This is a genomic window from Rhizobium sp. WYCCWR 11152, assembly GCF_013087615.1.
GTDB lineage: Bacteria > Pseudomonadota > Alphaproteobacteria > Rhizobiales > Rhizobiaceae > Rhizobium > Rhizobium indicum.
Genome location: NZ_JABFCP010000009.1, coordinates 123,849 through 148,661, shown reverse-complemented (window position 1 = coordinate 148,661; position 24,813 = coordinate 123,849). Strand labels below are relative to the sequence as shown.

Genomic DNA, 24,813 nt, shown 5'->3' with positions numbered 1-24,813 from the left:
AGGTCTCCTCAGGCAAGCAGGATACGGGCGGCGGCAAGGCTTGCCGCACCATTGACGACCCGGTCGCGCAGGGCTGCGGTCTCGGCGAGCAGGTTCTCGGCGGCAAAGCGGCAGAGCGCGATGCGGTTTTCGGCCACACCATCGGCACTCTCGGCGAGACCGCCCTTGGCAAGATAACAGCCGGTGAGCACCAGCCCGAACAGGCGCTGATAGGGGGTGGCACCGGAGAGCGCTTCGGCGGTCTTGTCATCGGCAAGCGTCTTTATCAGCCAGGCGGTCGCCTGATCGAGATCGGCGATCGCCGCGTCGAGCCTCACAGCGGTCTCGCCGAAACCATTAAGATTGGAGCGGCGGACGTCGTCGGCGATCTGCTTAAGCTCGGCGATGAAGCCCTTCACCTGATCGCCGCCGGAGAGCGGCAGCTTGCGGGTGACGAGGTCGATTGCCTGGATGCCGTTGGTGCCCTCGTAGATCGGCGCGATGCGGGCATCGCGAAGATAGCGCGCCGCACCCGTCTCCTCGATGAAGCCCATGCCGCCATGCACCTGAATGCCGAGCGAGGCGACGTCGACGCCGGCATCGGTTGAAAAGGATTTGGCGATCGGCGTCAGCAAAGCGGCGCGCTCCTGCCAGTGGCGGCTGGAGCCAACTGCCCGGTGAGACATGTCGATCGCATGGGCGCAGGCATAGGAGATGGCGCGCGCCCCTTGCGTCAGCGCCTTCATGGTGAGGAGCATGCGGGCGACATCGGGATGTTCGACGATCGGGCTCATGCCGGCACTGCCTGAGCCCGGCGCCCTGCCCTGAGTGCGTTCCCTGGCATAGGCCAGCGCCTTCTGGGTGGCGGCTTCCGCGATCGCCACGCCCTGCATGCCGACGGCAAGGCGGGCATTGTTCATCATCGTGAACATGCAGGCCAGTCCCTTGTTCTCCTCGCCGACCAGCCATCCGACAGCGCCCTTTTCACCGCCGAATTTTCCGTCGCCGTAAATCATCGTGCAGGTCGGCGAACCATGGATGCCGAGCTTGTGCTCCAGCGAATGGCAGAACAGATCGTTGCGGGGCCCAAGCGAGCCATCGTCGTTCACCAGGAATTTCGGCACCAGGAAGAGCGAGATGCCGCGTGTGCCGGCCGGCGCATCCGGCAGACGGGCCAGCACCAGATGGATGATGTTGTCGGCGGCGTCATGTTCGCCCCAGGTGATGAAGATCTTCTGGCCGAACAGGCGGTAGCTGCCGTCATCGCGGCGCTCGGCGCGGGCTTTCAGCACACCGAGATCGGAGCCGGCATGCGGCTCCGTCAGGTTCATGGTGCCGGTCCATTCGCCGGAGACCATCTTTTCCAGATATGTGTCTTTCAGCGCAGCACTACCATGGGCGCTGACCGCCTCGATGGCGCCCATCGTCAGCGTCGGGGCGAGTGCAAAGGCCATGGAACCGGAATTCCACATTTCGAGTGCTGCGACATTCAGCATATGCGGCAAGGCCTGGCCGCCGAACGCTTCCGGCGCCGTCAGACCGTTCCAGCCGCCGGCAATCCAGTGGCGGTAGAGATCGCGCCAGCCATCCGGCAGCCTGACATCGCCATCGATCAAGCGGGCGCCCTGGCGGTCACCGATTTCGGCAAGCGGCGCCACTTCCTCTGTGGCAAAACGTCCCGCCTCAGCGAGGATCGCATCGACCAGATCTTCGCCGAGATCGCCGAGCAGCCCTTTGGAAATCGCCTCGCCCATGCCCGCTACATGCTTCAACGTGAACGCGATTTCTTCGACGGGCGCCTTGTACATGGTTTTTCCTCCGCAGACCGGCCTGCACTTGGGCAAGCCCCTCCGAGGCAAGGGCTAATTGATTTTTACGTAAACGTCAATTTCGATTTCCTTGGCCGGCATGCGATAAATCGCCGGACATGGCGCTTTGCTCTTGCACCTTTGGACAAATGGACGTCATGAACAATCTCTAAGGGAAGACATCGCCTTCGCAAAGGACCGGCGAACAATGGATACATTGCCCGTCAACATACCCGGTTTCGTCTGGGCCTATCGCTTCTCGCCGGGTGAAAAGACGGCGGTGCGACTGAACAATAGTGCGACGGTGGCGGAACTGACCGCCGACAACTGTTTCTACTGGCTGCACCTCAACCTTGTCGACGCCCGCGTGCCGGCCTTGCTCGATACGCTGGACGGGCTGACGGAGGACGCGAAATCGGCGCTGACGACGCGTGATACGCATGCGGCCATCACCGTCGACGAGCAGATGCTCTATGGCACGCTCGTCGATTGCCAGCGCGATTTTGCCCAGGATACCAACAATCTCGGCTGGCTGCATTTCGCCATGTCCGACCGCTTCCTCATCACCACGAGGCTGCAGCCGCTGCGCAGCGTCGAACGGGCGCGGGCGCTGATCGAGAAAAACCCGGGCAAATTCTCCCGGCCGGTCGATCTCTTCGAACTGCTGGTGATCGAGTTCCAGCGCACGCTGATCGCGATCGTCATCGAACTCACCGAAGAGCTGAACCAGATCGAGGATATCGTCTACGACAGTGCGCAGCGCGACGAGCGCCGGCGCCTGGCGCCGGTCCGGCGCACGGTGGTCAGGCTGCATCGGCACCTGCGCACCGTGTTGGCGCTGATGCGCCGGGCGGCGGCGGCCGACGACGACGAGATGCCCTTCGGCTTCGACGACGTGGCGCGGCGGCTGACGAGCCGGCTGGAAACGGTCGACCACGATATCTACGCGCTGCAGGACCGGGCACGCCTGCTGCATGAAGAAATCGATTCGAAACAATCCTCCGAAACCAACCGCCACCTCTATCTGCTGTCGATCATGACGGCCTTCCTGCTGCCGCCGACGCTGGTGACCGGCTTCTTCGGCATGAACACGGCAAACCTGCCCTTCGCCGTCGGCGACTACGGCACCGAATACGCCGTCGTCCTCATCGTCGGCTCCATTGCCTTTGCCTGGTGGCTATTGAGGCGGGTGGATATTCTTTGAGGGTGAAGGTTCGACATGACTGTCGGAGAGGCGCATTCCCCACCCGTCGCGGTACTTGCTCCAGAAGCTCACCCCACCCTCCGTCATCCTCGGGCCCGACCCGAGGATCCATGTTGGCCTCCATCAGCCGAGGGCATGGATCCTCGGCTCAAGGCCGAGGATGACGGAAGGTGGGGTTACGTTCCGGCCGAACTCGCCGCCGACGCAACGAATGGAACGGCGCTGCGCCTATGGCATCACGCTGCGTTGACACTTAGCGATTGGAAGCGCAACGCGCTTCCTACGCCTTATCAATACGGCGAATAGCACTGCTGGCGCGGGCCGTTATAGGGTTGGAACGTGTTGTCGTAGGCGCGATAGGACCGGTAGCGGTTTGCGCACCAGGCGACGTGGCTCGAACCCATGCGGGGAGCGGGCGCGACGTAACGCGGCTGCGCGACGATAGCGCCGCCGATGACCGCGCCGGCGCCGAAGGCGGCGAGCGGATACCAATAGCCGTTATAGCGGCGATAGCCCGGACGCTGATAGGAATAGCCGCGATAGCCGCCGTAATAACCGGGCCGGTAATAGGCGCCGGGACGATAGCCAGGCCGGTAGCCGGGACGGTAATAGCGGCGGTACTGGACGCTCTCGACGTCGGAGGATTTTTCCACCTGCGGGGCGGTGGGCATCTGGATTGCCTGGGACGGCACGAAGCCCGTCAGCACCACGGCGGCAGCCAGAACTGCGGTCGCAATCTTGTTTCTCAAACCGATCATTGCTTCAACTCCCATTCAACAGCGATCACCGCCTGCCCAGCAACGTCTTCGCGCCCGAATGGTTCCGAAAGCGGCCGGGGCCGGCCTGCTCTCCCTTTTAGATCAGTTGAACTGAACCGGACATTAACCGGTGCGGCAAAGCGCTATCAGGCAACGGCGGAGATTTTCGCCTGGTCGCCCTGCAGACGGTTGACCATGAAGTTCGAATACCATTCGAGGAACTGCATGACGCCGCCCTCGTGCAAGGCGGAATAGGGGCCGGGCTCATAGGCGGGCGAGCGAATGCCGAAGGCGTTTTCCTCGACGATGCGGCGATCCTGATCGTTGGTCTCGGTCCAGACGTGGGTCAGTTCCTCGAGATTGTAATCCACACCTTCGACGGCATCCTTGTGGACAAGCCACTTGGTCGTCACCGCCGTCTCATTGGCGCTGAGCGGCAGCACGCGGAAGGAGATGGCGTGGTCACCGAGCAGATGGTTCCACGTCGTCGGGTAGTGGAAGAGCAGCATGGTGCCGATATGGCTGATCGAGATATCGTCGGAAAGCGCGCGCTTGACCGCGCTCTTGCCCGACATGGTGTAGCTCTCTGCATCCTCGATCAGCGGCATGCGGGCGGTGCGGAACTGACCGTCCGGCGAAATCTGGAACTTGCTCGGCAGGCCGGCCGCCTCGCAGCGCGCCCAATGGCCGGCGATCTCGGGATCGTCGGCGCCGCCATCCGTGCCGGTGACGCTCGGGGCTTCGGGATAGGTGCGGCAGAGCTCGGGGTGATTGGCGGCGCAGTGATAGCACTCGCGGTTGTTTTCCCAGACAAGCTTCCAGTTGCCCTTCTCGATGATCGTGCTCTGGAAGGCGACCTTGCTCTCGCTGATCCGGTGCGGCGCGACATAGGGTTCGATCTTGTCGCGCACCGGCTGGAAATCCGGGGCGGTGTTGGCAAGGCAGATGAAGACATAGCCAGCGACGATTTCGCAATGGACGGGCTTCAGGTTGAAGCCAGTCTTGTCGAAATCATCGCCCATGTGGCGGGCGAAGGCGAGCTTGCCTTCGAGATCATAGGTCCACTGATGATAGGGACAGACGAGGCGCACGGAGGAGCCGTGCTCCTTGGTGCAGACGCGCGAGCCGCGATGGCGGCAGCTGTTGTGGAAGGCACGGATGACATTGTCGCGGCCGCGGACGATGACGACAGGATAGCTGCCGATCTGAACGGTGAAATAGGCACCCGGCTTCGGCAGCTCGCAATCATGGCCGATGAACAGCCAGTCGCGATAATAGATCATCTCCATGTCGAGCTGGAAATAATCCTCGTCGATATAGAACGGCTGTTCGAGACTGAAGCCCTCACGGCGGCTCTTGAGCTGACGCAAAACGTTGCTGCGAATATCCATCTTCATGTCCTCGTGCACCCGGCTGCCGCCTTCCGGCAAGAAGGCCGGCGGAAGCGCGCCCGCTTCCTTCTCTCATGGCGTCATTTAATCACCGAGCCTGCCTGCCGCTTGGTTGTAATGCGACATCGGCTTCGAAATTGACGACAGGATGCGGCACGGCTTGAAGCTGCCGATCCCGGTCGATGACATCGCCCGACTCTCCGGGCAATTATCGTCAATTGCGACATGGCGTAAAGACCCGCTCCGCAAAGAGGTCGGCTGCCTGATATCGATGTCAGTCGCGTTTGCGACATCTGCCGGCATTTGCCCTTCAGCCGGCCGGCTGAGGGGCCATTTTTTAACATCGCCTTAAGCATACGGTCCTATCCTCCTGATGATCACCGACCGACCGAAGAACGCGAACCATGGCCAGACTCCGTTATTTCGACGCGAAAGATGCGAGCAGATCGCAAGAGCCGCAGCTGATTGCCGCCCATTCCGAATTCCTCCGCACCGGCCGCATCCCCCGCGAGCGGCGGCATTGGCTGGCCGAGGAAAAGCGGTATTTCACCCATGACGAGGTCGCCGCGAAGACCGGCCGCAAGCTGCAGGTGGCTGGCGAGAAGACGCATCAGCACATCAACGGCTTTCACCACTCGATCCAGTTTCCGAAGATGATCTTCCACCGGACGCTGGAGGACAGCCCGCATCTCGGCTATTGCCACGTCACCGCCGCGCGGACGAAATTCGCTCATTACGAAGAGGTAAGCTGGGCCTTCTACATCTCGAATTTCTATTCCGACATCGGCGAGAACGACAATTTCTTCGAACGCATCGATGTCGGTTATTCCCGCATGTATTTCGCCGTCGCGATCAAACCTGGCGAGAATTCCGCGGAAAAGATGAGCATCGACCGCTCGGTGCGCGGCAACGGCCTGCTCTTCCGCACCCACGATCCGCAGGCGGCGATCCGCAACATCCTGCTGCTCGGCGCCCGCAACGAACAGCTGCGCGAAATCATCCGCCAACTCTAAAGCGCGACGCGCTTAGGTCCTTGCTTGATGCATGTCGTTGTCCCAAAACCGCTGCACACTTTTGGGCGACATGCATAGATGAACAACGCGATTGATCGCGGGCGGCGGAAAGCCTAATGACTGCCAGGACGAACACGGGCAGGACATGGCACGCACGATCGATATCACGGCAGACAGGCAGGCAGCGCTCGAGGCGGCCTCAGCCGCTCTTGCCGGCGGCTTTGCCATCGCCATCCCGACGGAGACCGTCTACGGCCTTGCCGCCGACGCCACCAATCCTTTGGCCATCGCCCGCATTTACGAGACAAAGGGACGGCCGCGCTTCAACCCGCTGATCTGCCATATGGCCGATCTCGCGATGGCCGAAGAGCATGCCGAGTTCGACCCGGTCTCGCGGGCGCTCGCCAAAGCCTTCTGGCCCGGCCCGCTCACCCTCGTGCTGCCGCTGAAGCGGGAAAGCCCGATCCATTCGCTGGCAACTGCCGGGCTCGACAGCGTCGGTATCCGCGTGCCGAAGGGATTTGCCGGCGCTTTGATCGGCGCCTTCGGTCGGCCGCTCGCAGCCCCCAGCGCCAATACCTCAGGCGGGGTCAGCGCCACGAGTGCCGCCCATGTCGAAGCCGATCTCGGAGCGAAAATCCCGTTGATCCTCGATGCTGGCCCGAGTGCTGTCGGTGTCGAATCGACGATCGTCAAGGCGGAGGGCGGCCAACTCAGGCTGCTTCGGCCGGGTGGACTGGCGGCGCGTGAGATCGAACGTGTTGCAGGCCAACCGCTGCTGCGGGCGAAGGCGCCATCGGCGGCCATTGAGGCGCCTGGCATGCTCGCCTCGCATTACGCGCCGGGTGCATCCGTGCGCCTCAATGCAATGGCAGTCGAACCCGGCGAAGCGCTGATCGCCTTCGGCAGCGCTGCGGTCTCCGGCGCAGACAGTGCCCGCATCGTGCTTGATCTCAGCCCGCGCGGCGACCTTGCAGAGGCCGCCGCCAATCTTTTCGACTACATGAAGCGGGCCGATGCCAGCGGCGCCCGGAGCATCGCCTTTTCGCCGATTCCCGAGGAGGGGTTGGGCGAAGCGATCAACGACCGGCTGCAGCGGGCAGCCGCGCCCCGCGACTGAAGGACCGGGAACAGGATGGAGAATCGAGCCCGATGAGCAGCATTTCCAACGAGGGTCTCGACCGCTTCGTGGCGATCGTCGGCGAAAAATACGCGCTTCGCAGCGAGGCCGACCTTGCGCCGCATCTGATCGAAAACCGCGGGCTCTATCACGGCTCCTCCCCTCTCCTGCTCAAACCCGGTTCGGTCGAGGAAGTCTCTGATATCATGAAGCTTGCGACGGAGACCGGAACGGCGATCGTGCCGCAGACCGGCAATACCGGCCTCGTCGGCGGCCAGACGCCGCGTCAGGGCAAGTCCGATATCATCCTGTCGCTCGAGCGGATGAACAAGATCCGTGATGTCGATCCGGTGGCGAACGTGCTGGTGGCCGATGGCGGCGTTATCCTGGCCGAGGTGCAGAAGGCGGCCGAGGCGCATGGGCGGCTGTTTCCGCTGTCGCTCGGCTCGGAAGGCTCCTGCCGCATCGGCGGCAACCTTTCCACCAATGCCGGCGGCACGGCCGTGCTTGCCTACGGCAATATGCGCCAGCTCTGCCTCGGCCTCGAAGTGGTGCTGCCGACCGGCGAGATCTGGGACGGTTTACGCCGCCTGAAGAAGGACAATACCGGCTACGACCTGCGCGATCTCTTCATCGGCGCCGAGGGCACGCTCGGCATCATCACCGGCGCAGTGCTGAAGCTCTTTCCCCAGCCGCTCGGCCATCAGGTGGCCTTCGCTGGCCTGAATTCGGTGACGGATGCCCTTGCCCTCTTCAACCTCGCCTCCAGCCTCTGTGGCGCCTCGCTGACCGGTTTCGAGCTGATGCCGCGTTTCGGCGTCGAGATCACCACGCGCCACATCGACGGTGTGCGCGATCCGCTGGAAACGGCCTATCCCTGGTACGTGCTGATCGACATTTCGACGTCGGATTCGGCCGAGACGGCGGAACGGATGATGAACAGCGTGCTGGAACAGGGTTTTGAGGCCGGGCTGGTGCTGGATGCCGCAATCGCTGCATCGGTAGCGCAGCAGAAGGCGATCTGGCACATGCGCGAAAGCATGTCGGATGCTCAGAAGCCGGAAGGCGGGTCGATCAAGCACGATGTTTCGGTGCCGGTGTCGAAGATCCCGCATTTCATGGCCGAGGCCGAAGAAGCGGTGATGGCGGCCATGCCTGGCGCCCGCATCTGCGCCTTCGGCCATATGGGCGACGGCAATATTCATTACAATATTTCCCAGCCGCTCGGTGCCGACAAGGCCGCCTTCATCGCCCGCTGGCGCGAGATGAACCATATCGTCCACGGGCTGGTGCTGGCCCATGGCGGCTCGATCTCGGCCGAGCACGGCATCGGCCAGCTGAAGCGCGACGAGTTGGCGGCGATCCGCCCAACCATCGAAATCGAACTGATGCGCCGCATCAAGCGCGCCTTCGACCCCGCCAATATCATGAACCCGGGAAAGGTCGTCAGCCTCGATCCGTGAGGCTGCACGCCATCAGGCCTACTGCGTACCGCCGTTGGTCAGGATCATCAGCGCCGGCGACTGCTGGGTGGCGTTCTGGACGTCGTACATCGCGGTGAACCGGCGCAGCAGCTTGTCGACCTTCTTCGGATCCTGGAGATCCTCGAGCTTGACGAAGCGATTGATCAGATCGGCCTGTTTGGCGACATCCATGCCCGAGATCTGCGACGGCAGGCTGTAGGCGGTAGTGATGACCTGATAAAGCGCCTTGTCGCCGAGGATCCCATAGATCGAGGTGATGCTCGAGGCCTTGCGGCTGAAATAGAGCGCCAGGCGGACGCCGTCATTGCTTTCGCCTTCCTGGGCTTCCATCGTTTGCTGAACGTAGAGCTCCTGCGTATGCTCCTCGGCCGCCTTGTTCTGGATGGTGCCGATCTTGGCGCGGGTCAGGTTGCCATCCTTGTCGAAATTGAATGCGGCGACGATGTCCTTGAATCGTGCATCGGCGGTGGCGTTGAGATAGCTCTTCTTGTCGTCGGGATCGGACGTGAAGATCTTCTTCAGCGTCGCCTTGTCGTAATCCTTGGGGTCAAGGTTGTTCGCCTTCAGCACCAGATCGGTCAGGCGGCTGTCATCCAGGAAATCGTCAAGCGACTTCACCTTCGCCATGCCCTTGGCGAAATAATCGACTTCAGCCGTCGCGTCCTTCGCCGCCTTGTCCTTCACCGGACCGTCCTTCATCAGCATGGTGATATGCGATCTATAGTCGGTGGCGTATTTGGCCATGGTCGCGTCGGGCAGTGCCTGGAAGGGTGATGCCGCCTTGCCGTCGGGGCCGAAATTGAAGGCGCGGGCAAGATTGGTGATACGTTCATCCTGGAGCGAGGCGACATAGCCGTTCGGATCATAGGCATCGCTGGTCAGGATCTTGCGCATCATCGAACGCGATACGTCCTGGTCAGTCAGGCCGAAAGCCTGCAGCGCCACATGGAAGAGATCCGGCAGATTGTCGTTGCTCTTGCTGAAATCGACCGCCGAATTGGTGCGCAGGAAATCATTGACGCTCTTGATGTCGGAGAAATTCTGCAGGCGGCTGGTATCCGCCATCAGGCTCTTGTAATTGGCAGCGACCTCGTCGATCGCCTCGTCGCGCTCGTCGTCATAGCGCGCGGCGTAGTTATCGTTGGTGGTCTGCGCCTGGTCGGCCGTCTGGACCGAGCTGACGACGGGAAGCGATCCATCGGCGGCGAAGTTGAAGTCGGCATTGAGATCGGCGTGACCGGCTGCTGCAGCCGCCGTCGCATCGGTCAGAATGCTCTTCAGGTCAGCGTTCGAGATATCGAAAGGCAGATTGTAAGTGCTCTTCAGGAAATTGGTGATGCCGTCATCGGCAATAAGATCATCGACATTGGCGATCGCCCCCATGCGTGCGGAATAGTCGTTGGTCCGCGCTGTCGCACTAATTTTCGTATTGCTGATCTGGGCGGCCGTCTGCGCCTGCATACCATCTTCAAGCGTGCCGTCCGCCTTGAAGTTGAAGGCAGCGGCAACGTCGGCATAAGTGCCGGTGCCGCTCTGGTCAGTCAGGATATTCCTGAGATCGAGATCGCTGACCGTCGATGGGATGCCGAAAGCATTGCGGACGAAATTGTTCAGTTTCTGGTCTGCCAGCAACTGATCGACGTCCGAGATGCCGGCGATGGTCGCCTGGTAATAGACGGCCGCATCATTCGCCTTGCTGGTGGTGCTCGCGCTTTGTGAGGCGCTTTGCGAGGCGTAAAGGGTGGCGACAGAACCATCCGTCTTGAAATTGAAAAGATCGTGGACGTCGCTATAGCCCTGGGCGCTGGCAGCCGCGGGATCGACCAGGATGGTCCTCAAGGTCGCATCAGAGACGCTGTCTGCGATCTGCATGCTGTTTCTGATGTAGCTCACGGCAACGGCATCCGACATGATGTCATCGACATCGGTGACATTGCCGATCATGCCGTTGAAATGCGCGGCGTTCGCCGCCGACTTGTCGGTGGTCGACTTGCGCTGTGCTTCCGTCTGAATCACCGAACCGTTGATCGAACCGTCCGCCTGGAAATTGAAGTCGGCATTGATGTCGGCATGGCCCTGAGCTGCGGCATAGGCCGAATCCGTCAGGATGTTCTTCAGGTCGGCATTGCTGAAGCTCGTGCCGAGACCATAGGCATCCTTGATGTAGCGCGCCAGCACGTTGTCGGCGAGCAGGTCATCGACATTGGTGATGCTGCTCGATTGCGAGGTCAAGGTATAATAATTGCCGGTGTTCGACGCAGCCGACTGCAGATTGTTCGCCTGGGCGATAGACTGGACGCGCGCCGTGTTCGACGTCGAACCGTCGGCCTTGAAATTGAAAGCATTGTAGACGTTGGTGAAGCCCATCAGCTGGGCATAGCCGGGGTCGGTCAGCACCGTGCGCAGCGCTGCAGCGGTAAAGTCGGCGCCCATGCTGTAGGCCGTCGTGATGTAGGAGGTCAGGCGCTTGTCAGCGACCAGGTCGTCGACATTGGTGATCGTGCCGATCTTGGCGGTGTAATAGGCCTTGTTGTATTCGGCCGCCGTCTTGCCGACATAGTAGACGTCGGAGCCGACCGAATTGTCGATGATGACCGATTGGGAATTCAGCGTGTAGGACTCGATGACCGAGGCCTTCTGCGCGGCGGTCTGGGCCGTGCCGGTGACGGTGCCGTCGGCGTTGAAGCTGAACTGGGCGGCAAGCGCCTTGTATTTGTCGCCGCCCTGCGTATTGACGACGCTCGTGGGATCGCTGAGATCGCTGGTCAGCACCTGCCGCAGAAAATCCTTCGACGCATAGGTGGGGTCGATGTTGAAGGTCTTCAGCACATAGGTGCGCAGCCGGGTGTTGTTGACCAGGTCGTCGACGCTCTGCACGCTATCGATATTGTTGCCGTAATAGGTGCTCTCGGCGCTCGCGGCCTTTTCGGCATCGGCGAAGGACTGCTTGTAGAGGCCGATGAGATCGTCCTCCTGCGCGTCTGTCTGCACGTCCTTCTCCGGCGCATTGAAATTAAAGGCGGCGGCGAATTCGCGGTAACGCGTATCGGAGAGCTTGTTGGCGTAGCTGTTGGGATCGGTCAGATCGCTTTCCAACACCTTCTTCATGAAGGCCTTGGCGTAGGTCATGTCCTCGAGGCCATAGGCCTTCATCGCATAGCTGTAGAGCTTGTAGTCGCCGAGGAAGTCGTCGACGTCGGTGACCTTGTTGATATGGTCGGCGTAATACTGGGCATCCTTCTTGACCGTCGTCTGCGACGCGACCTTGTTGAGGCTCGACGTCATGTCGCGCGACAGGATCGTGTAAGCAAGGGAAGCCGTGATCATGGAAAGCGCCCTTTTCGGCAAAATCTCTAAAAGAACGACGAAATGCTGGTGAGCACATTTTGCCATGCAAAGCTTACCTGAGGCTTACCTCCGGATGCATCATTCCAGGACACCGCATCGTTCACCTTCCGGAAACCCTGCCGGATTCGGTTTTGATAACCATCAGAGGAGGCAAAGTTTTCTTAACCGCAATTTTTAAGCTGTACGGAAGGGCAGCTGCCTATTGTCGGCCATAGAGGACGAAAAGTCCCAAGGAGAAGACCGGAAATCGGCTCTCAGGTAAGACAAGGGTAGAATGAAATGAACAATCCCGTTATGAAGCCCGCTTGGGCTGGCACGACGTTACGCCTCGATCCGTCCCGCTTTCCCCAGCAGGTCAGCTACGCCATCCACGATTGTTCGGATGACGTCAATATCACCATAGACGAACGTGGTGCGGTCCTGCGCAAGGTCCTCCCCTCCAGCGGCCTGCCGCTCTCGATTGCGCTGCCGAAGCGCGTTTTCAAGGGCGTCGCCGCCCGCGCCATCGACCATGGCGACGGCGATGTCACCGTCACTCTCGAACTCCATCACACCGATCCGGAGCTCTGCATTCCGCTGCTCGTCGCCCATGATCTCAGCGACATTGCCGCAGACTGGCGCAGCTGGTCGGAAGCCTTCCGCATTCCGATGCTGATGGTCGAGGCCGACGGCGTCGCCCGGCCGCTCGAAGACCACATCGGTGCCTTGCGCACCAGCGACCTCAAGCCGCGCCGCCGCCATTCCTACTTCGCCAATCGCCGTCCGCGCTTCCTCGTGCGCCGCACCACCGGCCGGCTGGGCGTCGCCATGAAGATCGAAGGTAAGGAAATCATCGCCCGCAACTGACCGAAATCGCGACACCGGACATCATTGCCGGGCATTCTGCGCACTCACCTGTCGCGGAATGCCCGTTTTGCGACGCTGTCGAATTCGGCCGTAGACTGTCTCGATTGGCACCGCGGGATGAGTTTTGACTGGATCACTGCGTAGCCAGTAAAAAGCCTCTCATTCAAAGACGGAAAGTCCCAATCCGTGCTTGACCGTTTTGAGTGCGATCAGGCTCTTGTATTTTCGCACGAGCGCCTGCTGCTCGCCCATAAGCCGCTCAATGAAGGCATTGTATTCCTCAAGATTGCGGACGGCCACGAGCAGGACATAGTCCATGTCGCCGGTGACATACCAGCATGACTGAACTTCAGGCGCACGGTCCAGCCATCGTTGGAATTGCTCCAACGCGTGTCGATGTTCGTTCTGAATTTCGAGCTCAACCAGAACGGACAAGGTGCGATCAACGGCTTTCGGACTGACCACCGCCACGATCTTCTCGATGATCCCATCTTGTTTCAGTTTGCTGATGCGCCGTTCGACGGCCGAGGTAGAGAGATTGACCGCGTCAGCAATGACCTTGCCGGGAATGTCGGCATTCTCCTGCAGCATCGACAGAATAGTTCGATCAATATCATTCACAGCGTATAACCAAGCCCATAAGCAGAAATTCCGCTATAAATTTCTCATGAGCGCGGTTTTTCCGCGCCGAAAGTTCCTATCATCTGCCCATGACAAAACAAACACCTCTTTCAGCCGCCAAAATCGACGATGCACGCAAAAAAATCGATCCGATTTTCCTGAACACCAATCTGTTGCGTTCCGATAGGCTCGCGCTGTCGCTCGTCGCCAAGGACGAAACGGAAAATCCCATCCGCAGCTTCAAGGGGCGCGGGACGGGGTATTTTCTCGCCGATCTCGTTGGCGACAGAACTCCTCTGGTCACGGCATCAGCCGGGAATTTCGGCCAGGGGCTTGCTTATAATGCCGCGCGGCATGGGCGATCCCTGGTGGTGTTCGCCAGTGTCAACGCCAATCCGTTGAAGATCGAAGCCATGCGCAAGTTTGGGGCGGAGGTCTTTCTCGCCGGGGAAGATTTTGACGCTGCAAAGGAGGCCGCCAAAATCTACGCCGCCGAACGGAAACTGCAGTTCGTCGAGGACGGGGCGAGCGCAACCATTGCCGAAGGGGCAGGAACGATTGCGGCGGAGCTGACTGAAGAGGTCGAAGATATCGATGCCGTTTTCATTCCGCTTGGCAACGGTGCCCTGGCGGCCGGAATAGGGTGCTGGTTCAAATCACGATCACCGCGAACTAGGGTCGTCGCAGTTGCCGCAAAGGGCGCACCTTGCATGGCCCTGTCCTACAATGCGGGTGACGTGATCTCAACGCCGGAGGCACGCACGATTGCCGATGGAATTGCTGTGCGGATTCCCGTCCCGTCGGCCGTCGGCTGGCTTCAAGACACGATCGATGACGTCGTTCTCGTGGATGACGATCAGCTTTTCGATGCAATGCGGTTTGCTCATGACACATGGAAGCGTCTCGTCGAACCAGCCGGAGCAGCCGGGCTCGCTGCTATTCTTGCGCAGGCATCTGCCCTGAAAGGCTGCCGTGTAGCGACTATGCTGTGTGGTGCCAACCTCACGGATCAACAAATCAAGGCATGGCTTCCATCTGCCGCAAAGGACGACACGAATGGCTGCTAGACCAATCCTCCTATCTGAGGACATGCGCGAGGGCTGGCGCCCGCGCCGGGCTTAACGTCCCAATCAGGGAATGGCAAACAGCAGCGAGACGAAGAGGCCGAAGAAGATGATCAGGCCGACGCGGTTGTTCGATTTGAAGAGCGCCAGGCACTGGTCGGCATCATTGATATCGAGCCGGACGATCTGCCAGGCGAACATGCCGGCCGCACCGAGCAGACCCAGAAACGCGATGAGATTGGCGCCGGCGAGAACGAAAGCAACAAACATCAGCGCCAGCGTCAGTCCGTAAAGACCGATAAGCCACTGCCGCGTCCTGTCGCCGAACAGGCGCGCGGTGGAGCGGACGCCGATCAGCTCGTCATCCTCCTTGTCCTGATGCGCATAGATCGTGTCATAACCGATCGTCCAGGCGACGGAGGCGGCGTAGAGCAGGATGGCGGCAAAGGAGAGGCCGCCGAGAATGCCGGCCCAGCCCATCAACGCGCCCCAGGAAAAGGCAAGTCCGAGGTAGAATTGCGGCCAGTCGGTGAAACGTTTGGCAAAGGGATAAAACGCCACGATCCCGAGCGAGAGCACACCGAGGAAGACGTTGAGCCAGTTGAACTGCAACAGCACGAACAGGCCGACCAGCGCCTGCAAGCCGATGAAGATCTTCGCCCGGCGGCGCGTGACGCGGCCGGAGGGCAGCGGACGCGACCGCGTGCGCGCCACTTCCATGTCGATCTCGTGGTCGACGAGATCGTTATAGGTGCAACCGGCGCCGCGCATGGCGACCGCGCCGATGAAATAAAGGAACAGGTGAGACACCAGCAGGCTGCCGGAATAGAGCCCCTCGCCGATCGCCGCATTGGCGGCAAGTGTCGCCGACCAGAAGCACGGCCACATCAGGAGCTGCCAGCCGATCGGGCGATCCCAGCGCGCCAGCTGCGCATAAGGCCAAAGCCATGACGGCAGGATCCGGTAGACCCAGTTATCGGAAGGTGCGTCGGAGACGCGATCGTTGAAGTCGCCGGTATCGTGCATGCCGCTCATCTAGCGGCGGGCGGCCGATCCGGTCAAGAAGCGATCATTGCGCTGCCACTTGCATCATCCCTAGATCAGAATCGATCCCGGGATGAAATTATCCTGCAATTCAAAGTGTTACAGCGCTGCGCATCTGAGAGGGATGCGCAGCGCGTCAATCACTGCAGGGAAAAATTGAACTTGTAGGTCGCCGAGACGCCGATCAGGACCTGGTTCTTCGAGCCGCGCTCGCGCACGAGGCTGCTGTCGGCGGCGGGACCCGCCAGCCGCTTATATTCGAGGAAGGAACTTGCCGAAAGGTTTTCCGTCGCCTTCCAGGTGAGCGCCGCGCCTGCGCCATAGGATTGGATGCCCGACGACGGCTTATAGGGATCAAGCCCGCTTGCGGCCGCCTGCTTGGCGTTGACGCCGTAATAGGCGTCGTAATAGCCGCTGGTGGCGAAGGTCGCGCGCGGGCCGCCTGATAGCTGCAGGTCGGGGGCGATATCGGTGAAGGCATCGACCGCGAGATCGGCGACGATGCCGTCATGCGAGCGGATGCCCTGGCGGACTTCGGCGCGGGCGCGAAGGAAGTCGGTCGGGTAAACCTCGACGAAACCGCCGGCTTCCGCCCCCCATTTGACCTTCTTCAAGCCCTTCAGCTCGTTGCCGTCGCCATCATCGCGCGACGGCACGAACTTGCCGACGATACCGGCGCGGAAGGCGCCCTTGTCGATGAGGGCGAAGGACGGATTGTCGTTGCGCGAGGAAAAACGCGGGCCAGCACCCTGGCGGCCGACCGAGATCAGCGGGCTGAACTTGAATTCATTGTGCGACGAGCCCTCGAATTTCGGGGCGGAGAAGCCGGCGACGCCGACGCTCAGATACCAGTCGCCGGACCAGAAATGCTGGCCGCTTTCCTGGGCGGCCACTGAGCCAGCAGATAAAAGGGCAATAGCCAAAGAGATCGATACGACTGATCGATGAGACACGTCCACACTCCAGAAAACGCAAAAACAAAGCCGCGGAGGGCGGCGCTCGCTACATTTATCCTGATGTCGTTACCCCAGTGTTAACCACGGCAAAACAAAGGGCGCTCATGAAAGGCGTGCCGTGTGGGCCCCTCATCCGCCCTACGGGCCCTGACCGGGGTCGAGCCGCGAGTCTCGACCCGTCCTTCGGACCCCCGCTGGGTAGAAGAGGGAGAATGCCGCTTCGTCACCGACCCCATTGGATAGCGTGCCGTTGGGCAGGCGGGTTCGTTTGGCAGTGTCGGTGCACCTTGCTCCCTCTTCTCCCTCGGGGAGAAGGTGGCCCGAAGGGTCGGATAAGGGGGCCACACGGCTGATGACATCTGCTATCGAACTGAGCAAACCCGCTTCCGCCCTATCTCTGGTTCCAGCGGCGGATGACCGGTTCGGTCAGATCATGCTCGTAGCCGAGCACGCTGATGCTGGCCGTATCGAGCACGAAACGGGAGCCGTCTTCCGGCGGCAGCCCAAGCCAGCGGGCGGCCAGCACGCGCAGGAAATGCGAGCTCGAAAAGACCAGGATAGTGCCGGCCGTTTGGCGAAGCGCATGGATGACGGCGTCGGCGCGATCGCCGACATCGGCAGCGAACTCGCCCTTCGGGCAGCCGTCGCGAAAGAGCTGCCAGCCGGGGCGGTCGGCAAGGATCGCCTTTGTGGTAATGCCTTCATAAGCGCCGTAGTCCCATTCGGCGAGATCGTCCTTGATCACCGCGCCCGAGCCGAATCCGGCGAGCGTGCAGGTCTTGCGGGCACGCTCGGACGGGCTCGACCAGACGGCGGAGAAGCTAAGGCCCGCCAGCCGGTCGGCGAGTTTGCGGGCGGCGGCCTCGCCGCTCGCCGTCAAGGGAATATCGCTGCGTCCGGTATGGCGCCCGGACAGGCTCCATTCGGTTTCACCGTGGCGGACCAGGTAGATCTCGGGATACGCACTGCTCATCGGCACGTCCTTTCATGAGAATCTGTCCCTCGGCAAAACCGCCAGCGGAAGCGGCATTTCCGCGGGATCAGAACGTCACCTTTTCGAGCGGGGCGCGCGCCGCCTCGAATTCCTTCAGCTTCGCTTCATTCCGCGCGATGTAATTGCGATTGTCGGGAACGGCGAACTGGTTCTTGGCGATCTGGATCTGCAGGATGAAGAGCTCGTCCCAACGGAAGCCTATTTCGGAACCGGCCAGATAGAGTTCCCACATGCGGAAGAATTGCTCGTCGTAAAGCGCCACCGCTTCGGCCTTACGCGCCACGAAACGCTCGCGCCAATGGCGCAGCGTATAGGCATAATGCAGCGGCAGGATTTCGATATCCTTGACCAGCAGCCCGGCCTTTTCAAGCGGCGGCACGACCTCGCCGACTGAAGGGATGTAGCCGCCCGGGAAGATGTATTTCTCGATGAAGGCATTGGTGCCGAAGCTCGGCTTCGGGCGGCCGATCGAATGCAGCACCATGACGCCGTTGTCGTCGAGGAGATCCGATACCTTGCGGAAGAAATTGCCGTAATGGCCGATGCCGACATGTTCGAACATGCCGACCGAGACGATGCGGTCGAACTTCCTGCCCGTCATGGTGCGGTAGTCCTGCAGTTCGAACCGCACCCGGTCGGCAAGGCCGCGCTTTTCGGCGCGCGTACGCGAGACCTTGAACTGCTCTTCGCTCAGCGTGATGCCGGTGAACTCTGCACCTTCGGTCGCCTCCGCCAGGTACATGCCCATGCCGCCCCAGCCGGAGCCGATCTCCAGGATGCGCTGGTTCGGCTCGAGCAGAAGCTTGGCGGCGATATGGCGTTTCTTGGCGAGCTGCGCCTCGTCGAGACCAATGCCCGGCGGCTCGAAATAGGCGCAGGAATATTGCCAGTCCTCATCGAGGAAAAGATCGAAGAGCTTGGCCGACAGGTCGTAATGATGGGCGACATTGTGCTTGTTGCGATTGACCGGCACGCGGCTCTTCAGCTGCTGCCAGGCAATGCGGCCGAGGAGCAGTGCCGCCATCTTGAAATCGAAGATTTCGTTGGTGGTGTTCTGTTTCACCAGCGACAGGAAATCATAGATGTTGCCCTGTTCGAGAATGAACCGGCCTTGCATGTACATTTCGCCGAGCTTCATGGCCGGGTCGCGCCGGATGGCGTCCTCGGCCTCCTGATCGGCAAGGCGGGCGACAACGGTTTCACCGGTGCCGTCGCCGATAGTGTGGGTTTCGCCATTGGCAAGGGTAAGTTTCAACGAACCCTTGCGGATGATTTTTTCGACGATCGATAAGAATGCCGACGCCATGGACGCCTCGCAAATGTGACAGGATGGTCACATCAACTTAGTAGCTCTCTTTCGCCTTACAAGCGCCGGATTTAGCACTCTGTTCAGAACGCTGCCAAACTGTTGCATTTTTGCCGAAATGCCGGCTAAACCCTTATTTTCGCTTCATGGCTTCGGCAAGTGCCGCACCGAAGGCGCCCTGGCTCTCCGGTTTCTGAGCCGCAGGCCGGCGTTCGTTCTGCGGCCGCGACCCTTGGCTTGCGCGAGAATCACCACGCGGCGGCGGCGCTGAGGAGCCGTCATCGCGGCGCATGGAAAGACCGATGCGTTTGCGCTTGGCATCGACTTCGACAACCCGCACCTTGACGACATCGCCCGCCTTGACGACCTCGTGGGGATCCTTGACGAAGCGATCGGCAAGCTGGGAGACGTGCACCAGACCATCCTGGTGCACGCCGATATCGACGAAGGCGCCGAAGGCGGCGACGTTGGTCACCGTGCCTTCCAGCACCATGCCGGGCTTCAGGTCGGAAATTTCGTTGACGCCCTCGGCAAAGGTCGCGGTCTTGAAGCTCGGACGTGGGTCGCGGCCGGGTTTTTCCAGCTCCGCGATGATGTCCCTGACCGTCGGCAGGCCGAATTTCTCGTCGATGAACTGGCGCGGATCAACCGATTTCAACACGGCGCTATCGCCCATCAGCGTGCGCAGATCCCGGCCGCAAGCGGCGACGATCTTCTTGGCGACGCCATAGGCCTCCGGGTGGACCGAAGAGGAATCGAGCGGCTCCTTGCCGTTGGGAATGCGCAGGAAGCCGGCGCATTGCTCGAAGGTGCGGCCGCCGAGGCGGGCGACCTTCAGCAGATCCTTTCGCGTCTCGAAACGGCCTTCGCTGTCGCGGTGGCGGACGATGGCGTCGGCGATCGACGGACCGAGGCCGGAGACGCGGGACAGCAGCGGTGCAGAGGCGGTGTTGAGATCGACACCGACGGCATTCACCGCGTCTTCCACCACGGCATCCAGCGAACGCGATAGCTTCTGCTGGTCAACGTCGTGCTGATACTGGCCGACGCCGATCGACTTCGGCTCGATCTTGACGAGTTCTGCCAGCGGGTCCTGCAGGCGGCGTGCGATGGAGACGGCGCCGCGCAGCGATACGTCGAGATCGGGGAATTCAGCCGCGGCGGTCGCCGAGGCGGAATAGACCGAGGCGCCGGCTTCCGACACGATGACCTTGGTCGGCTTCGGCGCCGGCAACTCGGCCAGCATATCGGCCACCAGCTTTTCGGTTTCGCGGCTGCCGGTGCCGTTGCCGATCGAGATCAGCTCGACATTGTGCTTGCGGATCAGCGATGCGAGCTCGACCTGGGCGCCGCGCACGTCGTTCCTCGGCTGGAAGGGATAGACGGTCGATGTCGCCACCACCTTGCCGGTGCCGTCGACGACGGCGACCTTGACGCCGGTGCGGATCCCGGGATCGAGACCCATCGTCGCGCGCGAGCCGGCGGGCGCTGCCAAAAGCAGATCCTTGAGATTGCGGGCGAAGACGTGGATCGCCTCTTCTTCGGCCCTTTCGCGCAGTTCCCGCATCAGGTCTAGCGAGAGCGACATGGAAAGCTTGACGCGCCAGGTCCAGCTTGCGACCTCCATCAGCCAGCGGTCGCCGGGGCGGCTCGTACCGATCTCGTAGGCCGTCACGATCATGCGTTCGACCGGCTTGTTCGGAGAGGTCGTCTCGGCGTCGGCCTCGATCGTCAGCGTCAGCACCTCCTCGTTCCAGCCGCGCAGCATGGCCAGCGCGCGGTGGCCGGGGGCGGTCGCCCAGCGTTCGGAATGGTCGAAATAATCGGAAAACTTCTCGCCAGTCGCCTGCTTGCCGTCGACGACTTTCGCCTTCAGCAGCGAGGCCTGGCGCATATGGGCGCGCAGCTTGCCGAGCAGGTCGGCATTTTCGGCAATGCCTTCGGCGATGATGTCGCGCGCGCCTTCGAGCGCCGTCTTCACATCGGGCACATCGGCGGTGACGAAGCCTTCGGCCAACACCGCCGGTTCCCTGGCACGGTCGGCAAGGATCGTCTCGGCGAGCGGTCCGAGGCCGCGTTCGCGGGCGATTTCGGCCCGCGTGCGGCGCTTCGGCTTGTAGGGCAGATAGAGATCTTCGAGCTCGGCCTTGGTTTCGGCGCCTGCGACCTTGGTCATCAGCTCGTCGGTCATCTTGCCCTGGCCGGTGATCGATTCGACGATCGCGTCGCGCCGGGCTTCGAGTTCGCGCAGATAGACCAGCCGCTCGGCGAGATTGCGCAGCTGCGTATCATCCAGCCCGCCCGTCACTTCCTTGCGGTAGCGGGCGATGAAGGGCACGGTAGAGCCTTCGTCGAGCAGCTCGATGGCGGCTTTGGCCTGTTCGGGCCGGGCGTTGATTTCGGCGGAGATGCGGGCTGCGAGAAAACGGAGGTCTGCGGCCATGGGATTTCCTGTTTCGTCAGAGGTGGCGGGACCATAGCGGCGAAAAGCGGCAAGGCAATGCCCGACTGTGGTTTTCACAGGTTAATGGATTGGGGGATCATCGGCGTGTTGCCGTGTGGGGCCCTCATCTGCCTGCCGGCATCTTCTCCCCGAGGGGAGAAGGGATATGCCGCACTGCTTTCCTCCATCACAAACGGCAGCGGCAAGAATGGATCGCTGCCGCAACTCCCCTTCTACCCACCGGGGAGAAGGTGCCCGGCAGGGCGGATGAGGGGGCCACGCGGCAACACGCCTGCCGGTTGCCCCACCCCATCGCTCTCGTCCGTTTTTGCGGTTGTGCAGATGCGGCATTCTTTGATAGCAGAAGCAACGTTTTTGGATCGCCCTGCCCGCGGGCGCAAGGAAAAGATTGACATGCCAAACCTTCTTCTCGAACTCCGCTCCGAAGAGATTCCGGCCCGCATGCAGCGCAAGGCTGCCGGCGACCTGAAGAAGCTCGTCACCGATGCGCTTGTCGAAGCGGGTCTGTCCTACGAAGGGGCGCGCGAATATTGGACGCCGCGGCGGCTTGCGCTCGACATCCATGGCCTGACGGCCCGCTCCGCCGATGTGCGCGAGGAACGCAAGGGACCGCGCACCGACGCCAACGAGAAGGCGATCGAAGGCTTTTTGCGCGGCGCCGGCCTTTCCTCGGTCTCCGAGGCGCAGGTGGTGAGCGATCCGAAGAAGGGCGATTTCTACGTCGCGGTCATCTCCAAGCCCGGCCGCGCGACGGAAGAGATCGTCAGCGATGTCATGCCCGGCATCATCCGCGATTTTCCCTGGCCGAAATCGATGCGCTGGGGCAAGGCCTCGTCGAAGCCCGGTGCGCTGCGCTGGGTGCGGCCGCTGCAGTCGATCGTCTGCACCTTCGGACCGGAGCATGAAGAGACCGTCGTGATCCCCTTCGAGATCGACGGCGTTACCGCTTCCAACATCACCTATGGCCACCGTTTCCATGCGCCCGAGGCGATCACCGTCCGGCGCTTCGACGATTATGCGGCGAACTTGGAAAAGGCCAAGGTCATCCTCGATGCCGAACGGCGCAAGGACATCATCCTGCACGACGCTCGCGACATCGCCTTTGCCAACGGGCTCGAGCTGGTGGAAGACGAAGGCCTGCTGGAGGAAGTCTCCGGCCTCGTCGAATGGCCGCAGGTGCTGATGGGCAGCTTCGAGGAGGATTATCTCTCGATCCCCTCCGAAATCATCCGGCTGACGATCAAGACCAACCAGAAGTGTTTTGTCACCCGCAAACAGGGTGAAGAGACGCTTTCGAACAAGTTCATCCTCGTCTCAAATATCCAGGCGAGCGACGGCGGCAAGGAAATCGTCCACGGCAACGGCAAGGTGGTGCGGGCCCGGCTTTCGGATGCGCTGCACTTCTGGAAGCGCGACCAGGGCAATCTGCCGGATCTCGAGACGCTCACGGCTTCGGCGGCAAAGTTCGGCCTCGACATCAAGAAGCCGCTCGATCAGCGCATGGCCAAGCTCGATGCGCTTGACGTAACGTTCCATGCCAAACTCGGCACACAGGGCGCGCGTGTCGCCCGCATCCGCACGCTTGCCAAGGAATTGGCTGATATCACCGGCGCCGACGCGGCCCTGGTCGATCGCGCCGCCGTGCTCGCCAAGGCCGATCTGCGCACCGAAGCGGTCGGCGAATTCCCGGAACTGCAGGGCTTGATGGGCCGCAAATATGCGGCGCTGCAGGGTGAAGATGCCTCCGTTGCCGCAGCGATCGAGGATCACTACAAGCCGCAGGGTCCATCGGACCGCGTGCCGGAGGACAAAGTGGCGATCACCATCGCGCTTGCCGACAAGCTCGATACCCTGATCGGCTTCTGGGCGATCGACGAAAAGCCGACGGGATCGAAGGATCCGTTTGCGCTGCGGCGGGCAGCCCTCGGCGTCGTCAGGATCCTGCTGGAACGAAGGATCCGCCTGCCGCTGCTGGCAACGACCAGGGATGGCGACCTGCTCTCCTTCTTCCACGACCGTCTCAAGGTCTATCTGCGCGACCAGGGCGCCCGCCACGATCTGATCGACGCCGTGCTGACTTCAGATGCCGACGACCTGCTGATGGTGGCGCGCCGCGTCGAAGCGCTGACGGCCTTCATCACCTCGGAGGACGGCAAGAACCTGCTTTCCGGCACCAAGCGGGCGACGCAGTTGCTCGCCGCCGAGGAAAAGAAGGGCACCGTCATCGCCGACGGCGTTTCGCCAGCGCTTCTGACGCTCGATGCCGAGAAGGAGCTGTTCGCCGCAATCTCCAGCGCCTCGAAGGATGCATCGGACGCCGTCGCCGGCGAGGATTTCCGCTCGGCAATGGAAGCGCTTTCCAAGCTGCGCGGCCCGGTCGACCGCTTCTTCGAAGACGTGCTCGTCAACGACGAGGACGCCGCCATCCGCGCCAACCGCCTCGCCCTGCTGCGGCTGATCCGCGAGGCGACGGGGACGGTTGCGGATTTCTCGAAGATTTCGGGGTGATGTTGCCAGCACGAACGGGGGCGTTTGCCACGTGGGTGCTGGGATTAAATACGTTTGGCGCCGATGTTGCGCCGTCTCAAAAACATCTGCCCCTCACCCTAACCCTCTCCCCGTACACGGGGCGAGGGGACGTGCCCTACGAGAGGTGGGCGAGGAATGGAGAGGTTGCTGCGATACCCCTTCGCCCCGCCTGCGGGGAGAAGGTGCCGGCAGGCGGATGAGGGGCGGTTCGCTGTCCCTTGAAGAGCGGCTATCCAACGCTGGCATTGCCGCCGCCGTGGCGTTATTCATGCAGACATGCAAAGCAAGATTCTCGTCAGCGCCTGCCTCATGGGGCACGCCGTTCGGTATGACGGTCGGGCGAAGCCGTTGCTTCATTCGGCGATCGAGACATGGCAGGCCGAGGGCCGGTTGGTGACGATCTGTCCGGAGATGTCGGCGGGCATGCCGGTGCCGCGCCCTCCGGCCGAGATTGGAAATGGTGCGACCGGCGAGGATGTGCTGGCCGGCACGGCGCGGGTCGTCGAGCTGACGGGCGCCGACGTGACGGAAGAGTTCCTGCAGGCGGCGGAGAATGCCGTGGCGCTCGCAAGGCAGGCCGGCTGCCGCTATGCGCTGCTCATTGACGGCAGCCCGTCCTGCGGATCCGGTTTCATCTATGACGGCACCTTTTCCGGCCGCAAACGAGCCGGCAACGGCGTGACGGCGGCGGCGCTGAAAGCGGCCGGTGTCGAAGTGTTTTCCGATCACGAGATCGAGCGGCTGATCGAGCGTATCGAGCAATGAGCTCCAAATGGCACGGCCGCCGGAGAACCGACGGCCGCTAAGAATTTGGTGATGAAAAGGCTTGTTGCCTCCGCGCCGTTTTGTTTTTACGCAATTCCTGACGGAAAACCGCTACACAC

18 protein-coding genes are annotated in these 24,813 nt (G+C 61.7%); 8 read left to right on the top strand and 10 right to left on the bottom strand.

Features of this window, described 5'->3' with window-relative positions:
* Positions 1-8: 8 nt before the first annotated feature.
* Positions 9-1,787 carry an acyl-CoA dehydrogenase gene (locus G9X67_RS15815; RefSeq protein WP_171599123.1) on the bottom strand — a complete coding sequence of 593 codons (1,779 nt, stop codon included), beginning with the start codon at positions 1,785-1,787 and terminating at the stop codon, positions 9-11.
* Positions 1,788-1,995: 208 nt separating this feature from the next.
* On the opposite strand from G9X67_RS15815, the gene G9X67_RS15810 reads away from it, so the two are divergent.
* Complete coding sequence (locus G9X67_RS15810) at positions 1,996-2,991, top strand: transporter (protein WP_138328851.1); 996 nt, start codon at positions 1,996-1,998, stop codon at positions 2,989-2,991.
* Positions 2,992-3,281: 290 nt separating this feature from the next.
* On the opposite strand, the gene G9X67_RS15805 is transcribed toward G9X67_RS15810, so the two are convergent.
* Both G9X67_RS15805 and G9X67_RS15800 read right to left on the bottom strand, forming a co-directional pair.
* The gene (locus G9X67_RS15805) at positions 3,282-3,749 is read right to left on the bottom strand and encodes a BA14K family protein (RefSeq protein ID WP_171599122.1); all 468 of its coding nucleotides are present in this window, start codon (positions 3,747-3,749) and stop codon (positions 3,282-3,284) included.
* A 146-nt stretch (positions 3,750-3,895) separates the two neighbouring features.
* Positions 3,896-5,140: an aromatic ring-hydroxylating dioxygenase subunit alpha gene (locus G9X67_RS15800; protein ID WP_171599121.1), complete on the bottom strand. Its 1,245-nt coding sequence runs from the start codon at positions 5,138-5,140 to the stop codon at positions 3,896-3,898.
* 404 nt (positions 5,141-5,544) lie between these two features.
* On the opposite strand from G9X67_RS15800, the gene G9X67_RS15795 reads away from it, so the two are divergent.
* The 3 genes from G9X67_RS15795 (at position 5,545) to G9X67_RS15785 (ending at position 8,736) form a co-directional block, all read left to right on the top strand.
* Positions 5,545-6,153 (top strand): DUF6656 family protein, encoded by a 609-nt coding sequence (locus tag G9X67_RS15795; RefSeq protein WP_171599120.1) that lies wholly within the window; start codon positions 5,545-5,547, stop codon positions 6,151-6,153.
* A 145-nt stretch (positions 6,154-6,298) separates the two neighbouring features.
* Positions 6,299-7,273, top strand: a complete 975-nt coding sequence (locus G9X67_RS15790) for an L-threonylcarbamoyladenylate synthase (protein ID WP_171599119.1) — start codon at positions 6,299-6,301, stop codon at positions 7,271-7,273.
* A 32-nt stretch (positions 7,274-7,305) separates the two neighbouring features.
* The gene (locus tag G9X67_RS15785) at positions 7,306-8,736 is read left to right on the top strand and encodes an FAD-binding oxidoreductase (RefSeq protein WP_171599118.1); all 1,431 of its coding nucleotides are present in this window, start codon (positions 7,306-7,308) and stop codon (positions 8,734-8,736) included.
* An 18-nt stretch (positions 8,737-8,754) separates the two neighbouring features.
* Here G9X67_RS15785 and G9X67_RS15780 read toward each other — a convergent pair whose 3' ends face one another.
* A complete protein-coding gene (locus G9X67_RS15780) occupies positions 8,755-12,084 on the bottom strand; it encodes a DUF1217 domain-containing protein (RefSeq protein ID WP_171599117.1) in 3,330 nt (1,109 codons plus the stop codon).
* A gap of 300 nt (positions 12,085-12,384) precedes the next feature.
* Here G9X67_RS15780 and G9X67_RS15775 point away from each other — a divergent pair, with 300 nt between their 5' ends.
* Positions 12,385-12,951 carry a DUF6101 family protein gene (locus tag G9X67_RS15775; protein ID WP_018486292.1) on the top strand — a complete coding sequence of 189 codons (567 nt, stop codon included), beginning with the start codon at positions 12,385-12,387 and terminating at the stop codon, positions 12,949-12,951.
* A 159-nt stretch (positions 12,952-13,110) separates the two neighbouring features.
* Here G9X67_RS15775 and G9X67_RS35430 read toward each other — a convergent pair whose 3' ends face one another.
* Complete coding sequence (locus G9X67_RS35430) at positions 13,111-13,572, bottom strand: Lrp/AsnC ligand binding domain-containing protein (protein WP_171599116.1); 462 nt, start codon at positions 13,570-13,572, stop codon at positions 13,111-13,113.
* 89 nt (positions 13,573-13,661) lie between these two features.
* Between G9X67_RS35430 and G9X67_RS15765 the strand changes: the two genes are divergently transcribed.
* Positions 13,662-14,639, top strand: coding sequence for a pyridoxal-phosphate dependent enzyme (locus G9X67_RS15765; RefSeq protein WP_171599115.1), 978 nt, complete (start codon positions 13,662-13,664; stop codon positions 14,637-14,639).
* Positions 14,640-14,702: 63 nt separating this feature from the next.
* On the opposite strand, the gene ubiA is transcribed toward G9X67_RS15765, so the two are convergent.
* From ubiA to G9X67_RS15740, 5 genes are all read right to left on the bottom strand, one after another.
* Positions 14,703-15,662 (bottom strand): 4-hydroxybenzoate octaprenyltransferase, encoded by a 960-nt coding sequence (gene ubiA, locus G9X67_RS15760; RefSeq protein WP_171599114.1) that lies wholly within the window; start codon positions 15,660-15,662, stop codon positions 14,703-14,705.
* A gap of 158 nt (positions 15,663-15,820) precedes the next feature.
* The gene (locus G9X67_RS15755; protein ID WP_138328860.1) at positions 15,821-16,633 is read right to left on the bottom strand and encodes a MipA/OmpV family protein; all 813 of its coding nucleotides are present in this window, start codon (positions 16,631-16,633) and stop codon (positions 15,821-15,823) included.
* A gap of 394 nt (positions 16,634-17,027) precedes the next feature.
* A complete protein-coding gene (locus G9X67_RS15750; protein WP_138328861.1) occupies positions 17,028-17,609 on the bottom strand; it encodes a histidine phosphatase family protein in 582 nt (193 codons plus the stop codon).
* 67 nt (positions 17,610-17,676) lie between these two features.
* Positions 17,677-18,936 carry a cyclopropane-fatty-acyl-phospholipid synthase family protein gene (locus G9X67_RS15745; RefSeq protein WP_171599113.1) on the bottom strand — a complete coding sequence of 420 codons (1,260 nt, stop codon included), beginning with the start codon at positions 18,934-18,936 and terminating at the stop codon, positions 17,677-17,679.
* A 133-nt stretch (positions 18,937-19,069) separates the two neighbouring features.
* Positions 19,070-21,379 (bottom strand): Tex family protein, encoded by a 2,310-nt coding sequence (locus tag G9X67_RS15740; protein WP_171599112.1) that lies wholly within the window; start codon positions 21,377-21,379, stop codon positions 19,070-19,072.
* Positions 21,380-21,793: 414 nt separating this feature from the next.
* Between G9X67_RS15740 and glyS the strand changes: the two genes are divergently transcribed.
* Positions 21,794-23,908 carry a glycine--tRNA ligase subunit beta gene (gene glyS, locus G9X67_RS15735; RefSeq protein WP_171599111.1) on the top strand — a complete coding sequence of 705 codons (2,115 nt, stop codon included), beginning with the start codon at positions 21,794-21,796 and terminating at the stop codon, positions 23,906-23,908.
* 297 nt (positions 23,909-24,205) lie between these two features.
* Positions 24,206-24,694 carry a DUF523 domain-containing protein gene (locus G9X67_RS15730; RefSeq protein WP_171599110.1) on the top strand — a complete coding sequence of 163 codons (489 nt, stop codon included), beginning with the start codon at positions 24,206-24,208 and terminating at the stop codon, positions 24,692-24,694.
* Positions 24,695-24,813: the final 119 nt, after the last annotated feature.

Bases quoted from the DNA above. Each gene is read 5' to 3' on its own strand.
- G9X67_RS15765 (WP_171599115.1), top strand. From the start codon at position 13,662: ATGACAAAACAAACACCTCTTTCAGCCGCCAAAATCGACGATGCACGC.
- ubiA (WP_171599114.1), bottom strand. From the start codon at position 15,662: ATGCACGATACCGGCGACTTCAACGATCGCGTCTCCGACGCACCTTCC.
- G9X67_RS15775 (WP_018486292.1), top strand. From the start codon at position 12,385: ATGAACAATCCCGTTATGAAGCCCGCTTGGGCTGGCACGACGTTACGC.
- G9X67_RS15800 (WP_171599121.1), bottom strand. From the start codon at position 5,140: ATGGATATTCGCAGCAACGTTTTGCGTCAGCTCAAGAGCCGCCGTGAG.
- G9X67_RS15730 (WP_171599110.1), top strand. From the start codon at position 24,206: ATGCAAAGCAAGATTCTCGTCAGCGCCTGCCTCATGGGGCACGCCGTT.
- G9X67_RS15745 (WP_171599113.1), bottom strand. From the start codon at position 18,936: ATGGCGTCGGCATTCTTATCGATCGTCGAAAAAATCATCCGCAAGGGT.
- G9X67_RS15805 (WP_171599122.1), bottom strand. From the start codon at position 3,749: ATGATCGGTTTGAGAAACAAGATTGCGACCGCAGTTCTGGCTGCCGCC.
- glyS (WP_171599111.1), top strand. From the start codon at position 21,794: ATGCCAAACCTTCTTCTCGAACTCCGCTCCGAAGAGATTCCGGCCCGC.
- G9X67_RS15790 (WP_171599119.1), top strand. From the start codon at position 6,299: ATGGCACGCACGATCGATATCACGGCAGACAGGCAGGCAGCGCTCGAG.
- G9X67_RS15810 (WP_138328851.1), top strand. From the start codon at position 1,996: ATGGATACATTGCCCGTCAACATACCCGGTTTCGTCTGGGCCTATCGC.
- G9X67_RS15750 (WP_138328861.1), bottom strand. From the start codon at position 17,609: ATGAGCAGTGCGTATCCCGAGATCTACCTGGTCCGCCACGGTGAAACC.
- G9X67_RS15785 (WP_171599118.1), top strand. From the start codon at position 7,306: ATGAGCAGCATTTCCAACGAGGGTCTCGACCGCTTCGTGGCGATCGTC.
- G9X67_RS15740 (WP_171599112.1), bottom strand. From the start codon at position 21,379: ATGGCCGCAGACCTCCGTTTTCTCGCAGCCCGCATCTCCGCCGAAATC.
- G9X67_RS15815 (WP_171599123.1), bottom strand. From the start codon at position 1,787: ATGTACAAGGCGCCCGTCGAAGAAATCGCGTTCACGTTGAAGCATGTA.
- G9X67_RS15780 (WP_171599117.1), bottom strand. From the start codon at position 12,084: ATGATCACGGCTTCCCTTGCTTACACGATCCTGTCGCGCGACATGACG.
- G9X67_RS15795 (WP_171599120.1), top strand. From the start codon at position 5,545: ATGGCCAGACTCCGTTATTTCGACGCGAAAGATGCGAGCAGATCGCAA.